This is a genomic window from Arthrobacter silvisoli (genome assembly GCF_003369445.1).
Classification (GTDB): Bacteria; Actinomycetota; Actinomycetes; order Actinomycetales; family Micrococcaceae; genus Arthrobacter; species Arthrobacter silvisoli.
Genome location: NZ_QRCU01000069.1, coordinates 25,345 through 39,797 on the forward strand (window position 1 = coordinate 25,345; position 14,453 = coordinate 39,797).

The window sequence follows — 14,453 nt, forward strand, 5'->3', positions numbered from 1 at the left end:
GAGCCCGTGAACGCCCACACCCGCGAGACCACCTCCATGGCCGCCGCCCAGGACAAAGCCGCCACCCTGATCGAGGCATTGCCCTGGATCCAGCGCTTCGCCGGAACCACCATGGTCATCAAGTACGGCGGCAACGCCATGGTCAACGAGGAGCTGCGCCGCGCCTTCGCCGAGGACATCGTGTTCCTCCATCACGTGGGAATCCACCCCGTGGTGGTGCATGGCGGCGGCCCGCAGATCAACTCCATGCTGGGCCGGCTCGGCATCGAATCCGAGTTCAAGGGCGGGCTGCGCGTCACCACGCCCGAGGCCATGGACGTGGTCCGCATGGTCCTCACCGGCCAGGTGGGGCGCGAACTGGTGGGCCTGATCAACTCGCACGGTCCGTACGCCGTCGGCATGTCCGGCGAAGACGGCGGGCTGTTGCGCGCCGTCCGCACCGGCACCGTGGTGGACGGCGAGGAAGTGGACCTCGGCCTGGTGGGCGAAGTGGTGGGCGTGGACCCCGCAGGCATCCGGGACATCCTCGACGCCGGGCGCATCCCGGTGATCTCCACGGTCGCCCCGGAAATCACCGACGACGGCGGCGCGGGTTCCTGGCAGACCACCGGGCAGGTGCTGAACGTCAACGCTGACACTGCCGCGGCCGCCGTCGCCTCCGCGCTGGGTGCCTCCAAGCTGGTGATCCTGACCGACGTCGAAGGCCTGTACGCCAACTGGCCGGACAAGTCCTCGCTGATCTCCTCGCTGACCGCCTCGGAACTGCGGGAGATGCTGCCCGGCCTGGAGTCCGGCATGATCCCGAAGATGGCGGCCTGCCTGAAGGCGATCGACGACGGCGTGGAACGCGCGCACATCGTGGACGGCCGCCTGCCCCACTCCATGCTGCTGGAGACTTTCACGACCGCGGGCATCGGAACGCAGGTCGTCCCCGACGAAGAAGAGAGCGCACAATGAGCCACCCCGACGCAGAGCTCGTCGAAAGCAAGGAAACCGTCGCCAAGGAAACCTCCGCCAGTGAAATCGCGGGCCAGGGCAGCGGCGCTGAGTGGCTGTCCCGCTACTCTTCGTCTCTGATGGGTGTCTTTGGCACCCCGCAGCGGGTGCTGGTGCGCGGCGCCGGCTGCCTCGTGTGGGACGCCGACGGCAAGGAATACCTTGACCTGCTGGGCGGCATCGCCGTCAACGCCATGGGCCACGCGCACCCCTTCGTCACCTCGGTGATTGCCAGTCAGCTGGCCACCCTGGGCCACGTCTCCAACTTCTTCACCAGCCCCACGCAGATCGCGCTCGCCGAAAAGCTGCTGGCTTTGACCAAGGCGCCGGTCGGGTCCAAGGTGTTCTTTGCCAACTCGGGCACCGAAGCCAACGAGGCCGCCTTCAAGCTGGCCCGCCGCAACAGCAGCGGCAACCGGACCAAGATCATCGCCCTCGAGGGCGCCTTCCACGGCCGCACCATGGGTGCCCTGGCGCTGACGGCCAAGGAGGCCTACCGGACCCCGTTCGAACCGCTGCCCGGCGGCGTGGTCCACATCCCGTTCGGCGACATCGAGGCCCTGCGCGCCGCCGTCGACGATTCCACGGCGGCCGTCTTCCTCGAACCGATCCAGGGCGAGGCGGGCGTGCGCCCGCTCAGCACGGAATACCTGCAGGCCGCCCGTGAAGCCTGCACGGCGGCCGGGGCTCTGCTGATCCTGGACGAGGTGCAGACCGGCATCGGCCGCACCGGCAAGTGGCTCGCCAGCGAAGACGCCGGAATCGTCCCGGACGCCATCACCCTGGCCAAGGGCCTGGGCGGAGGCTTCCCGGTGGGCGCCCTCATCACTTTCGGCGAGGCGACGTCGTCGCTCCTGTCCGCCGGCCAGCACGGCACCACGTTCGGCGGCAACCCGGTGGCCACGGCCGCCGCGCTCGCAACCCTGCACGCGATCGAAAACCAGGGCGTGCTGGAGAACGTGCGCACCGTCGGTGCCTTCCTGCGCGAAGGACTGGCCAAGATCGACGGCGTCACGGAAGTCCGCGGCGAAGGCCTGCTGATCGGCTTCGACCTGGACGCCGACGTCGCACCCGCCGTCGTGCAGGCCGGACTCGACGCCGGATTCATCGTCAACAGCCCCGGCCCGCGCACTATCCGCCTGGCACCGCCGCTCATCCTGAGCACAGAACAGGCCGGCCTCTTCCTGGCCGCCCTGCCTCAACTGATCCAGACCGCGAAGGAATCCCAGTGACCACTACCCGCCACTTCCTCAAGGACACGGACCTCAGCCCGGCAGAACAGGCTGAGGTGCTCGAACTCGCCGCCCGGATGAAGGCCGCGCCGTACAGCGTGCAGCCCTATGCGGCTGAAGGCAACGGCCGCAAGACGGTCGCCGTCATCTTCGACAAGACCTCCACCCGTACCCGCGTTTCCTTCGCCACCGGCGTGGCGGACATGGGCGGCACCGCCCTCATCATCAACCCGGGCGAGGCCCAGATCGGCCACAAGGAGTCCGTCGAGGACACTGCCAAGGTCCTCGAACGCATGGTCCACACGATCGTCTGGCGCACGGGGGCCCACGCCGGGCTGGTGGCCATGGCCGAAAACTCCAAGGTGCCGGTCATCAACGCGCTCTGCGACGACTACCACCCCTGCCAGCTGCTCGCCGACCTCCTGACAGTGAAGGAACACAAGGGCAAGCTGGCCGGACTCACCATGGCATACCTCGGCGACGCCGCCAACAACATGGCCAACTCCTACTTGCTGGCCGGCGTCACCGCGGGCATGCACGTGCGGATCAGCGGCCCGGAAGGCTACCTGCCCGCCGCGGACATCGTGGCGGCCGCCGAGGCGCGCGCCGCCGAAACCGGTGGCTCAGTGCTCATCACCACGGACGCCACCGAGGCCCTCAAGGGTGCCGACGTCGTCGCCACCGACACCTGGGTGTCCATGGGCCAGGAAGCCGAGAAGGAAGCCCGCCTCCAGCTGTTCCGCGACTACTCCGTGGACGAGGCCGCCATGGCACAGGCGGCACCGGACGCCGTCGTGCTGCATTGCCTGCCGGCCTACCGCGGCTACGAGATCTCCGCGGGCGTCATCGACGGGCCGCAGTCGATCGTATGGGACGAGGCCGAAAACCGCCTGCACGCCCAGAAGGCACTCATGGCCTGGCTGATGCACCGCTCCGGGCTTGCCTTCGTCGACGGTCTTGCCCCTGTCGAAGGAACCGGCGAGAGCACGTTCTAGTGTCCATCAACCAGCCGACGCCGGGCAGCAGCCCCGCCACCAAGACCGCCCGGCAGGCGCGGATCACCGCGATCCTGCGCGGCGGGAGCGTCCGCTCGCAGGCCGAGCTCGCCGCCCGCTTGGCCGACGACGGCGTGCAGGTCACCCAGGCCACCCTGTCCCGGGACCTCGTGGAAATCGGTGCCGTGCGCGTACGCGGCAGCGAAGGCGTGCTGGTCTATGCCGTGCCGGGGGAGGGCGGGGACCGGGCGGCCACCAGCGGCGTCGGCCAGGAAATCCTGGACGCCCGGCTGGAGAAACTCTGCGGCGAACTCCTGGTCACCGCTGAAGCCTCGGCCAACCTGGTGGTCCTCAGGACGCCGCCCGGCGCTGCCAATTTCCTGGCCTTGGCCATCGACCATTCCGTGATGCCCTCGATTCTGGGCACAATTGCCGGGGACGATACCGTGCTGCTCGTGGCCCGGGACCCCCAGGGCGGCGAGGCGCTGGCGGCCCGGTTCCTGGCGATGGCGGAGTCGAACCCCAACTAGCTCACAGTTGATGTCTGACGTCGTTGTGGGCCCTCACAACGACCATAACTGCGAGTCAGTTGGGCCGATATGTATAAATACGCATAACACTGTATAGTCATTCACAATCAACCTGATCTGTCCCAAAGGAGCACTCTCGTGACTGAGCGCATTGTTCTGGCCTACTCCGGTGGCCTCGATACGTCCGTAGCCATCGGCTGGATCGGTGAAGCCACCGGGGCCGAGGTCATCGCCGTCGCCGTCGACGTCGGACAGGGTGGCGAGTCCCTGGAGACCATCCGCCAGCGTGCGCTGGGCTGCGGCGCCGTTGAAGCCTACGTGGCCGATGCCCGCGACGAGTTCGCCAACGAATACGCCATGCCCACGCTGAAGGCCAACGCCCTCTACCAGGGCCACTACCCGCTGGTCTCGGCGATCTCCCGCCCGGTCATCGTCAAGCACCTGGTCAAGGCGGCCCGCGAATTCGGCGCCACCACCGTGGCCCACGGCTGCACTGGCAAGGGCAACGACCAGGTCCGCTTCGAAGTCGGCATCCAGACCCTGGGCCCGGACCTGAAGTGCATCGCCCCGGTCCGCGACCTTGCCCTGACCCGCGACAAGGCCATCGCCTTCGCCGAGGAAAAGGGACTGCCGATCGAGACCACCAAGAAGAACCCGTACTCGATCGACCAGAACGTCTGGGGCCGCGCCGTCGAAACCGGCTACCTCGAAGACATCTGGAACGCCCCCACCAAGGACATTTACGACTACACCGCCACCCCGGAATTCCCGCCGGCCCCGGATGAGGTCACCATCTCCTTCGACGCCGGCATCCCGGTAGCGATCGACGGCGTCAAGGTCACCCCGCTGCAGGCCATCCAGGAACTGAACCGCCGCGCCGGCGCCCAGGGCGTGGGCCGCATCGATGTCGTCGAGGACCGCCTCGTCGGCATCAAGTCCCGCGAAATCTACGAAGCCCCGGGTGCCATGGCGCTGATCACCGCCCACAAGCACCTCGAGGACGTCACCATCGAGCGTGAGCAGGCCCGTTTCAAGGCCACCGTCGGCCAGCGCTGGTCCGAACTGGTCTACGACGGCCAGTGGTTCTCCCCGCTCAAGCGCTCCCTGGACGCCTTCATCGACGACACCCAGAAGTACGTCTCCGGCGACATCCGCATGGTGCTGCACGGCGGCCAGGCCATCGTCAACGGCCGCCGCTCGGACACCTCGCTGTACGACTTCTCGCTGGCCACCTACGACACCGGCGACACCTTCGACCAGTCGATGGCCCGCGGGTTCATCGAGCTGTGGGGCATGTCCTCCAAGGTTGCCTCCAGCCGCGACCAGCGCGTCGCCGGAGCCTGAACATGACAAGCGCCACCAATGAAGGCGCCCTGTGGGGCGGCCGCTTCGCCGGCGGTCCCGCGGATGCCCTCGCCGCGCTGAGCAAGTCCACGCATTTCGACTGGCGGCTGGCCCGCTATGACATCGCCGGCTCCAAGGCGCACGCCCGGGTGCTCCACAAGGCCGGCCTGTTGGACGCCGCCGAACTCGAAGGCATGCTCGCGGCTCTCACCCAGCTGGACGCGGACGTCGCCAGCGGCGCCTACCTGCCGGCCGAATCGGACGAGGACGTGCACGGCTCCCTGGAACGCGGTCTCATCGAGCGCGCCGGCACCCAGCTCGGCGGCAAGCTGCGCGCGGGCCGTTCCCGCAACGACCAGGTGGCCACCCTCGGCCGCATGTTCCTGCGTGACCACGCCCGGCTGATCGCGCGCGGCGTGCTGGACACCGTGGACGCGCTCGTGGAGCAGGCCAAGGCCCATCACGGTGTGGCCATGCCGGGCCGCACCCACCTGCAGCACGCCCAGCCGGTGCTCCTGAGCCACCACCTGCTGGCCCACGCCTGGGCACTGCTGCGCGATGTGCAGCGGCTGCAGGACTGGGACAAGCGGGCCGGCGTCTCGCCCTACGGCTCCGGCGCCCTGGCCGGATCCTCCCTGGGCCTGGATCCCGAGGCCGTCGCCGCGGACCTGGGTTTCTACTCGGCCGTGCACAACTCGATCGACGGCACCGCTTCCCGCGATGTCTTCGCCGAGTTCGCCTGGATCTGCTCCATGATCGGCGTGGACCTGTCCCGGATCTCCGAGGAAGTCATCCTGTGGGCCACCAAGGAGTTCTCCTTCGTTACGCTGCACGATTCGTACTCCACGGGGTCCTCGATCATGCCGCAGAAGAAGAACCCGGATGTCGCCGAGCTCGCACGCGGCAAGGCCGGGCGCCTCATCGGCAACCTGTCCGGCCTGCTGGCAACGCTCAAGGGCCTGCCCCTCGCGTACAACCGCGACCTGCAGGAAGACAAGGAGCCGGTGTTCGACGCCGCCGACACCCTGGAACTGCTGCTCCCGGCCGTGTCCGGCATGATCGCCACGCTGAAGTTCAACAGCGAACGGATGGAGTCCCTGGCTCCGCAGGGCTTCGCGCTGGCCACGGACATTGCCGAATGGCTGGTCCGCCAGGGCGTGCCGTTCCGCGAGGCGCACGAGCTCTCCGGCGCCGCCGTCAAGCAGGCCGAAAGCCGCGACGTTGAGCTCTGGGACCTGACGGATGAGGAATACGCCGCGATTTCGGAGCACCTGACGCCCGAGGTCCGCACGGTCCTGTCGACCGAGGGTTCACTCAACAGCCGCAACTCCCAGGGCGGCACGGCCCCGGCCGCCGTCGAACGGCAGTTGCAGGCCCTCGAGGCCGAACTTCAGGGAGCCCGCTCCTACGCGGGCTGACGTGCCGGACGGGGCGGCGTTCCAGTGAACTGGAGCGCCGCCCCGGTTTTGCGTTAACGCGCCTTAACTCTTCCGATACCATGGCCGCATGACCGAGATCACTCCGCAGGCACTCTTGGCCGAGCTCCACAAAGCTGCCGCCACCGCCGCATCCGTCGTCGCCACGCTGGACGACTCCGCCGTCGCCGCCCCCTCCGAATTGCCCGGCTGGAGCCGTGGCCACGTGCTGGCCCACCTCGCCGGCATCGCCAAGGCGATGGCCCGCCAACTGGAGTACGCCGCCCGCGGCGAGACCGTCGAGCTGTACGACGGCGGCTACGAGGGCAGGAACCGCGCCATTGACCTGGCCGCCGGTCACGACGCCGCCCAGCACCACGCCGCGGTGGACGCCGCCCTCACGCGGGTTCTGGCAGCTTTCGACGCCCTCGACGACACCGGCTGGTCCGCGCCCATCAGCTACCGCGACGGAACAGTGTTCGACGGCGGCCTGGCCCTGTGGCGCGAACTCACCATCCACACCGGCGACCTCGGCACCGGCTTCGGTCCCGAAACCTGGAGCCGGCCCTTCTGCGAACACCTCTTCCGCTTCCTCGGGGCCCGCGTCCCGCAAGGCATCAAACTGGTCCTGCAGCCGCTGGCGCTGCCGCAACTGACCCTCGGTTCCGGCGTCCGCTCCATCGCCGTGAACGGCATGATCACCGACATCGCGGCGTGGCTGGCCGGCCGTACGCCTACGCTGGGGAGCCTGCGGGCGACTGAAGCGGCCGACGGCGTGGAGTTGCCGGAGCTGCTGCCGTGGCCATCCGGCGCGCCTGCCCCGAAGTAACAGCCTGCCCCGAAGCAACGGCCTGCCTCGAAGCCGACCGCGACGGCTTCGAGGCAGCCGCCGCCCGCCACAGGTGCATGGTGGCGTAGGACCGCCAGGGGCTCACGTTGCCGAAATCCGCCGGCATCCCGGCCGCGGCCGGCAGGGCCTTCAGCCCGTTCCGGACCGCGGCGTCGTTTGACAACAGTACGTCCGGTTCGCCGGGCACCCGCATCGCCACGTAGCCCACCGTCCAGGGTCCGACGCCGGGCAGCGGCAGGAGCTTCGCAGCGAGCGTCCGGTGGTCGTCGCCGTAGCCGAAGTCCAGCTCCCCGGAAGACATTGCCCGGACCGCCGCGAGCACGGAGTCGATACGGCGGCCCGGCCCGCGCAGCAGCTCCGACCCGGAGTCTGCAATCTGCTCCGGCGTCGGGAACAAACGGTCAAGCCCGTCGGGTTCCGGAAGAACAGTTCCTTCCGGAAGCACAGTCCCTTCCGGAAGCACGGTGCCCGCCGCCGCCAGGCGTGTCAGCGCCGTCCTGGCGGCCGCCACGGTGATCTGCTGGCCGATCATCGCCCGGATCAGGAGCTCCGCGGGGTCCACGGCCCCCGGCAGCCGGATGCCGGGCGTTTGCCGTACCGAGGTGCCGAACCGCGGATCGCGGCCCAGCACCTCGTCCACGGCCACCGGGTCGGCGTCAAGGTCGAACAGCCGGCGGACGCGGCTCAACAGGACAGGCAGGTCGTGCAGGTCGAGGCTGCTGCACGAGAGGGTCAGCGTGCGGGAGGCCGGGCCGGCATCAGGGCTGCCGGCGTCGAACTCCACCCGGAAACGGGCGGCCGAACGCGGGAGCCGCAGGGTGCGCGCATAGCTGTACACGCCGCCACCGCTGACTTCCGCGTGCTCGATTCCGGGCACGGCGCGGACGGCCAGGAACCCGAAGATCCCGGGATCGAACGGCTCGCGGAAGGGAAGTTTCACCGTCAGGGCCGCGACGGCTGGGGCCTTCCCCGGACCGCCCCGGTGATCAGGGCCCCGCTCCGCAGGCCGGGCCGTGGCGCGCAGGGCGCTTGGCGTCAGCGCGAAGACTTCGCTGATGGTGTCGTTGAACTGGCGGACACTGTTGAAACCCGCCGCGAACGCGACGTCGGAGAGCAGCATGTCCGTGGACACCAGCAGGGTCCTGGCCGTCTGCGCACGGCTTGCCCGTGCCAGGGAGAGCGGCCCGGCGCCGAGCTCTTCGCTGAGGATCCGGTTCACCTGCCGGGCCGAGTAGCCCAGTTGCCTGGCCAGTCCCTCGACGCCGGAGCGGGACACCACGCCGTCGTTGATCAGCCGCATCGCCCGGCCCGCTACGTCGGAGCGCAGGTTCCAGGCCGGCGTCCCGGGCACGGCTTCCGGCAGGCAGCGTTTGCACGCCCGGTACCCGGCTTCGTGCGCCGCGGCCGAGGTCTCGAAGAAGGTCACGTTGGAGGCCTTGGGCGTGCGTGCCGGGCACGAAGGCCTGCAGTAGATGCCGGTAGTACGTACAGCGGTGACGAACTGGCCGTCGAAGCGGGTGTCGCGCGCATCGATGGCCCGGTAGCGCTGCCAGAAGTCCATGGCTCCATGCTGCCAGCCCGCAGGCCGGCTTCCTAGCGGAAATCGGACATTGCCGCGGCGGCTCTGTTAGGGTCGGCACATGACCGGCCAGGAGGCTCCCGGCATCAGGGAGATGCTGTCCGCGGATCCACGCGAGGTGGCTCCGTGGATGCTTGGTGCGGTGCTCAGCCACCGCTCAGGCCAGGGTACGGTCTCCGTGCGCCTGACCGAGGTGGAGGCCTACCTTGGCCCGCACGACTCCCACCACCCGGATCCCGGCTCGCACACATTCCGCGGCCGGACTCCGCGGAATGCGCCGATGTTCGGCCCGGCCGGACACCTGTACGTGTATTTCACGTACGGCATGCATTACTGCTCCAACATCGTGTGCGGGCCCGACGGCGTCGCGTCCGCCCTGCTGCTGCGCGCCGGCGAGGTGGTCGAGGGGCTGGAACTCGCCCGCAGCCGCCGTCCGGCGTCGCGTTCGGACCTGGACCTCGCCAGCGGTCCCGCCCGCCTGGCCACCGTCCTCGGGCTGACGACGGCGGACAGCGGCGCGGACGCGCTGGCTGAGCCGTACGGGCTGCTGCTGCCCGCGACGCCGGTCCCGCCGGAACTGCTCGCAAGCGGGCCACGGGTGGGGGTTGCCGGCGACGGCGGGACCCACCGCTATCCCTGGCGGTTCTGGCTCGCCGGGGACCCGACCGTTTCCAAATACAAGCCGGCGGTGCGCAAAGTCCGGAAAACAGCCCGCAAGGACCCTTAACCGGCCAGCAGGCAGGAACCGGTGGCCGGCACCGGCGCCGGCTCTGCCGGGTGCTCGAAAGGCATCAGCCGGTCCAGCAAGGCGTCGCGGAGCGGCGGCCATTCGTGGCTCAGGATCGAATACACGTCGGTGTCGCAGCGGCCGCCGTCGGGCGCGAAACGGTGCCCGCGCAACGTGCCCTCGTAGCTGGCGCCCAGCCGCCGGATCGCCCCGGCGCTGCGGGCGTTCCGGGCATCGCAGCGGAACCCCACCCGGTGCACGCCCAGGACGTCGAAGGCGTAGGACAGCAACAGCTGCTTGGCGGCCGGATTGACGTGGCTTCCCCAGAACGGGCGCCCGTAGAACGTCCCGCCGATTTCCAGGCGCTGCTGGCGCGGATCATAGTCGCAGAGCGAGGTGGTGCCCAGCAGGGCACCAGTCCGTTGTTCCACCACGGCGAAGGCGATCACCGCGGGGTCGGCGATGCGGGAGGCGAAAAGCGCTTCGAGCTCCCCGGAGCTCAGCGGTTGACTGGCCGCCATGCCGGACCACATTCCGGCGTCGACGAAGTCAAAGAGTGCGCGGGCATGCGCGGGGACGAGCGGAACCAGGCTGATTCCGTGCCGGCCAAGAGCCACATCGTGCTGCATTGCAGCATCTAAGCACCAGTGGCGGCCGCCGGGAATGCAGCAGAGGTTATCGGAACGTGAATTTCTCGTGACACCCCGGCGGGTGGAGCGTTTCACACGCGTTGCGGAAAAGCGCTGTAGAATGGACGGTCCGTCATTTCACATAGGGGAACGTTTCGATGCACGACGCTGATTTGCTCCACGAACGCGAGTACGTGGCCGGGCTCTATGCACGGCTGGACGAACTGCGGGAAGAGAAACGGAGCCAGCTGGCACAAGTCCGCCGCGCCGGCGCGGTGGGCACCATGCAGAATGTCTCCGAACGCGATGCCTTCGCGGCCCTGTACGAGGACCGCCTGGCCCAGCTCGACGCCGTCGACGAACGCCTCGTCTTCGGACGCCTCGACCTCGATTCCGGCGAAGCGCAATACATCGGCCGCATCGGCCTGTCCACGCCGGACCTGCAGCGGCTCATGGTCGACTGGCGTGCCCCCGAGGCCGGACACTTCTACCAGGCCACCGCCTTCGACCGGCAGGGCGTCCGCCGCCGCCGGCACCTGATCCTGCAGGGCCGCGAGGTCAAGGCGATCGAGGACGACGTCCTGGACACCGCCATGCTGGACGGCAGCGAATCCATGCAGGGGGAGGGCGCGTTGCTGGCAGCCCTGAACTCCAAGCGCACCGGGCGCATGTCGGACATCGTGGGAACCATCCAGGCCGAACAGGACCGCATCATCCGCTCGGCCATGTCCGGAGCGCTGGTGGTCCAAGGCGGCCCCGGAACCGGCAAGACCGCCGTCGCGCTGCACCGCGCCGCCTATCTGCTGTACACCCACCGGGATCGGCTGAAGTCCGCCGGCGTGCTCCTGGTAGGCCCGTCGTCGTCCTTCATGCATTACATCGAACGCGTACTGCCGTCCCTCGGCGAGACCGGTGTCGTCATGACCAGCCTCGGCAAGCTCATGCCCGGCATCAGCGCCGTCCCCGAAGAGGACCCGGCCGTCGCCTCCCTCAAGGGCAGCCTGGACATGGCCGCGGTCGTCGCGAACGCCGTCGCGAACCGCCAGCGCACCCCTGCCGAAGACCGCTTCCTCGAGGTCGATTCCCGCAAGCTCAAGCTCACGGTCAGGCAGGTCAAGCGCGCCCGCGAACGGGCCCGCGCCACCGGCAAGCCGCACAACGAGGCCCGCGTGACCTTCGTGAAGATCCTGCTCCGCGAACTCACTGAGCAGCTCACGGACATGGTGGAGGCGGCCAACCTCGGCAACAACGCCGACCGCGCCTACCTGGCCGAGGACGTCCGCACCGCCCGGGACGTCCGCATCGCCCTGAACCTGTGCTGGATGCCGATGACGCCGGAGAAGCTGATCTCCGAACTCTTCAGCAAGCCGGCCATCCTGGAGGCCTGCACCCCGGACCTCAGCCCGGAACAGCGCGCCCTGCTGCTCCGCCCGGCCGACGCCCCGTGGACCGAAGCCGACGTCCCGCTGCTCGATGAAGCGGCCGAACTCCTCGGTGAACTGGACGCCGCTGCCGGACGGGGCCTGGCCCAGCAGGAACAGGACCGCGCCCGCGATCTCGCCAATGCCAAGCAGACCCTGGCGAACATGGAAGCCATGGGCGTCAACGTCCTCATGACCGCCGAGGAACTGGCCGAACAGAACCAGGAACGCGAAACGCGCCTTACCGCCGCCGAACGCGCCGTCAGCGACCGCACGTGGGCCTTCGGGCACATCGTGGTCGATGAAGCCCAGGAACTTTCGCCCATGCAGTGGCGCCTCCTGGTCCGCCGCTGCCCGCTGAAGTCCTTCACGATCGTCGGCGACATCGCCCAGACCAGCGCCGCGGCCGGTGCCAATTCCTGGCACAGCGCCCTCGCGCCGTCGTTCGGTGACCGCTGGCAGCTCGAAGAGCTCACGGTCAACTACCGCACGCCCTCGCAGATCGCCGAAGCCGCCGTGCGCATGGCCAACCGGGCCGGCCTGGTCGTCTCGGCGCCCAAGGCCGTCCGGGAAGGACGCTGGAACCCGCTCGTGGACCGGGTGGCGGAGGAGGCGATCGTCTCCCGCCTGCTCGAGGTGCTCCCCGGGGAACTGGACGTGCTCGACGGCGGCCTGCTCGCCGTGATCGCCGATGGCGCCCTGCTGCCCGCGGCTGCCACAGCCCTGCGCGGCGCCTACGGCCACCGCGTGGGAAGCGGTGCCGGCAGCTACGAACAGGACATCGTGGTGATCAGCCCGAAGGAAGCCAAGGGCCTGGAATTCGACGGTGTCGTGGTTCTGGAACCGGCCGACATGCTCAACCACGAGCACGGGAAGGTCGGGGACCTGTACGTCGCCATGACCCGTCCGACGCAGCGCCTGCGGCTCATCACCTCGGCGCCGCTGCCGACCGGAATCGAACGCTGACGTCCGCCGCAGTCTCCACGGCGGGGAAGCGCCCGCAATCCTGCTAACTTAGAACTCGTGTCACACGTAAACAGCCTCGAGTCCCAGCACAACGACCCGGGCTTCGCCAACATCTGGCAGGAGCTCAAATGGCGCGGCCTTGTCCACGTTTCCACCGATGAGGCGGAACTGGAAAAGCTGCTCGCCGGAGACCCGATCACCTATTACTGTGGCTTCGACCCGACTGCGCCGTCCCTGCACCTGGGCAACCTCGTGCAGCTCCTGGTCATGCGCCGCCTGCAGCTCGCCGGCCACAAGCCGCTCGGTCTGGTGGGCGGTTCCACCGGCCTTATCGGTGACCCGCGTCCGACGGCGGAACGTACCCTGAACACGAAGGACACTGTGGCCGAATGGGTCGGCTACCTGCAGGCACAGGTCCGCCGCTTCCTCAGCTTCGAGGGCGACAACGCGGCCCGCATGGTCAACAACCTGGACTGGACCGCGCCGCTGAGCGCCATCGACTTCCTGCGCGAAATCGGCAAGCACTTCCGTGTCAGCACGATGTTGCGCAAGGACGCCGTCGCCTCCCGCCTGAGCTCCGAGGAGGGCATCAGCTACACCGAGTTCAGCTACCAGATCCTGCAGGGCATGGACTACCTCCAGCTCAACCGCGACTACGGCTGCGTGCTGCAGACGGGCGGCTCGGACCAGTGGGGCAACCTGACCAGCGGCACCGAACTGATCCGCAAGGTGGATGGCAAGAGCGTGCACGCCCTGGGCACCCCCCTGATTACCAACGCCGACGGCACCAAGTTCGGCAAGAGCGAAGGCAACGCCATCTGGCTCGACGCAGCCATGTGCAGCCCGTACGCGTTCTACCAGTTCTGGCTGAACACCGCGGACGCCGACGTCGTGGACCGCCTCAAGGTCTTCACCTTCCTCAGCCGCGCCGAAATCGAAGAGCTGGAGAAGTCCGTCGCCGAGCGTCCTTTCGCCCGCGAAGGCCAGCGGAAGCTCGCCTACGAAGTCACCTCCCTGGTGCACGGTGTCGAAGCGACCGAGAAGGTCATCGCCGCCTCCGCCGCGGTCTTCGGCAACGGAGACCTCAGCGTCCTGGACGAAGCAACCCTTGCTGCCGCCACCGCTGAACTCCCTTCGGCAAAGATCGACGCCGGCGGCCTGGGCATCATCGACCTGCTCGTCGCCTCCGGCCTTTCCGACAGCAAGTCCGCCGCCCGTCGCACCGTGGGGGAGGGCGGCGCCTACGTCAACAACGCCAAAGTGACCGACCCCGACGCCGTCATCGCGCAAGACGAACTGCTCCATGGCCGCTACCTCCTGCTCCGCCGGGGCAAGAAGAACCTGGCCACCGTGGAAGTAAACGCCTGATTCCGCGCCCGCCGGTGTGTTCTTGACCGGACGACTGCACGCCTTTCCGCAGCTGACTTGCGCAGCCGCGGGGAGGCGTGTAGTGTTTGTTGGGTTGCCACCACTGAGGGGCAGCAGCCACCCATTGATTCTGAAAAATCCGCCTCCGGCAAGTGCCAGGAAATCGGATTATTTGGAGTCTCTTGGTGGGGAATCTGATTCGCGAAAGTGAATTCGGGAGAAATTCCCGGATTTGCAAAGTGAAATCGGATGAAATAAGATTGAAACATCGCAGCGAAGAAAACCGGAATGAAGATTCCGAAGAGTATTCGAATTGCTTCTGTTGTTTGAGAACTCAATAGTGTGCCAAGTTTGTTGATACCGATTTTTATTGAATTGGTTGGATTTGCCGGGCTGCATCA

Annotated in this window: 12 protein-coding genes; 10 read left to right on the forward strand and 2 right to left on the reverse strand. The window is 68.2% G+C overall.

Annotated elements, in window-relative coordinates:
• Positions 1-6: 6 nt before the first annotated feature.
• The 7 genes from argB (at position 7) to DWV11_RS15705 (ending at position 7,341) form a co-directional block, all read left to right on the forward strand.
• The gene (argB, locus tag DWV11_RS15675) at positions 7-957 is read left to right on the forward strand and encodes an acetylglutamate kinase (RefSeq protein WP_115789851.1); all 951 of its coding nucleotides are present in this window, start codon (positions 7-9) and stop codon (positions 955-957) included.
• Positions 954-2,228, forward strand: coding sequence for an acetylornithine transaminase (locus tag DWV11_RS15680; RefSeq protein ID WP_115789852.1), 1,275 nt, complete (start codon positions 954-956; stop codon positions 2,226-2,228). The genes argB and DWV11_RS15680 overlap by 4 nt, the downstream gene beginning before the upstream one ends.
• Entirely contained in the window at positions 2,225-3,223 is a 999-nt protein-coding gene (gene argF / locus DWV11_RS15685; RefSeq protein ID WP_115789853.1) for an ornithine carbamoyltransferase, read from the forward strand. The genes DWV11_RS15680 and argF overlap by 4 nt, the downstream gene beginning before the upstream one ends.
• Positions 3,223-3,753, forward strand: coding sequence for an arginine repressor (locus DWV11_RS15690; RefSeq protein ID WP_115789854.1), 531 nt, complete (start codon positions 3,223-3,225; stop codon positions 3,751-3,753). Before argF ends, DWV11_RS15690 begins: the two co-directional genes overlap by 1 nt.
• Positions 3,754-3,891: 138 nt before the next feature.
• The gene (locus tag DWV11_RS15695) at positions 3,892-5,097 is read left to right on the forward strand and encodes an argininosuccinate synthase (RefSeq protein ID WP_115789855.1); all 1,206 of its coding nucleotides are present in this window, start codon (positions 3,892-3,894) and stop codon (positions 5,095-5,097) included.
• A 2-nt stretch (positions 5,098-5,099) separates the two neighbouring features.
• Entirely contained in the window at positions 5,100-6,515 is a 1,416-nt protein-coding gene (gene argH, locus DWV11_RS15700) for an argininosuccinate lyase (RefSeq protein ID WP_115789856.1), read from the forward strand.
• 88 nt (positions 6,516-6,603) lie between these two features.
• Positions 6,604-7,341 (forward strand): maleylpyruvate isomerase family mycothiol-dependent enzyme, encoded by a 738-nt coding sequence (locus DWV11_RS15705; protein ID WP_115789857.1) that lies wholly within the window; start codon positions 6,604-6,606, stop codon positions 7,339-7,341.
• On the opposite strand, the gene DWV11_RS15710 is transcribed toward DWV11_RS15705, so the two are convergent.
• On the reverse strand, positions 7,247-8,923 hold the full coding sequence (locus tag DWV11_RS15710; RefSeq protein WP_115789858.1) for a DNA-3-methyladenine glycosylase 2 family protein: 1,677 nt from the start codon (positions 8,921-8,923) through the stop codon (positions 7,247-7,249). The two genes, DWV11_RS15705 and DWV11_RS15710, sit on opposite strands and share 95 nt — an antisense overlap.
• A gap of 79 nt (positions 8,924-9,002) precedes the next feature.
• On the opposite strand from DWV11_RS15710, the gene DWV11_RS15715 reads away from it, so the two are divergent.
• On the forward strand, positions 9,003-9,668 hold the full coding sequence (locus tag DWV11_RS15715; RefSeq protein WP_115789859.1) for a DNA-3-methyladenine glycosylase: 666 nt from the start codon (positions 9,003-9,005) through the stop codon (positions 9,666-9,668).
• On the opposite strand, the gene DWV11_RS15720 is transcribed toward DWV11_RS15715, so the two are convergent.
• Positions 9,665-10,297, reverse strand: coding sequence for a GNAT family N-acetyltransferase (locus DWV11_RS15720; protein ID WP_115789860.1), 633 nt, complete (start codon positions 10,295-10,297; stop codon positions 9,665-9,667). The genes DWV11_RS15715 and DWV11_RS15720 overlap by 4 nt on opposite strands.
• A 158-nt stretch (positions 10,298-10,455) precedes the next feature.
• Here DWV11_RS15720 and DWV11_RS15725 point away from each other — a divergent pair, with 158 nt between their 5' ends.
• Together DWV11_RS15725 and tyrS are read left to right on the forward strand one after the other, a co-directional pair.
• Positions 10,456-12,684 (forward strand): HelD family protein, encoded by a 2,229-nt coding sequence (locus tag DWV11_RS15725; protein ID WP_115789861.1) that lies wholly within the window; start codon positions 10,456-10,458, stop codon positions 12,682-12,684.
• Positions 12,685-12,741: 57 nt separating this feature from the next.
• A complete protein-coding gene (gene tyrS / locus DWV11_RS15730; protein ID WP_115789862.1) occupies positions 12,742-14,052 on the forward strand; it encodes a tyrosine--tRNA ligase in 1,311 nt (436 codons plus the stop codon).
• Positions 14,053-14,453: the final 401 nt, after the last annotated feature.

Bases quoted from the DNA above. Each gene is read 5' to 3' on its own strand.
- DWV11_RS15680 (WP_115789852.1), top strand. From the start codon at position 954: ATGAGCCACCCCGACGCAGAGCTCGTCGAAAGCAAGGAAACCGTCGCC.
- argH (WP_115789856.1), top strand. From the start codon at position 5,100: ATGACAAGCGCCACCAATGAAGGCGCCCTGTGGGGCGGCCGCTTCGCC.
- DWV11_RS15705 (WP_115789857.1), top strand. From the start codon at position 6,604: ATGACCGAGATCACTCCGCAGGCACTCTTGGCCGAGCTCCACAAAGCT.
- DWV11_RS15710 (WP_115789858.1), bottom strand. From the start codon at position 8,923: ATGGACTTCTGGCAGCGCTACCGGGCCATCGATGCGCGCGACACCCGC.
- DWV11_RS15715 (WP_115789859.1), top strand. From the start codon at position 9,003: ATGACCGGCCAGGAGGCTCCCGGCATCAGGGAGATGCTGTCCGCGGAT.
- DWV11_RS15720 (WP_115789860.1), bottom strand. From the start codon at position 10,297: ATGCAGCACGATGTGGCTCTTGGCCGGCACGGAATCAGCCTGGTTCCG.
- DWV11_RS15725 (WP_115789861.1), top strand. From the start codon at position 10,456: ATGCACGACGCTGATTTGCTCCACGAACGCGAGTACGTGGCCGGGCTC.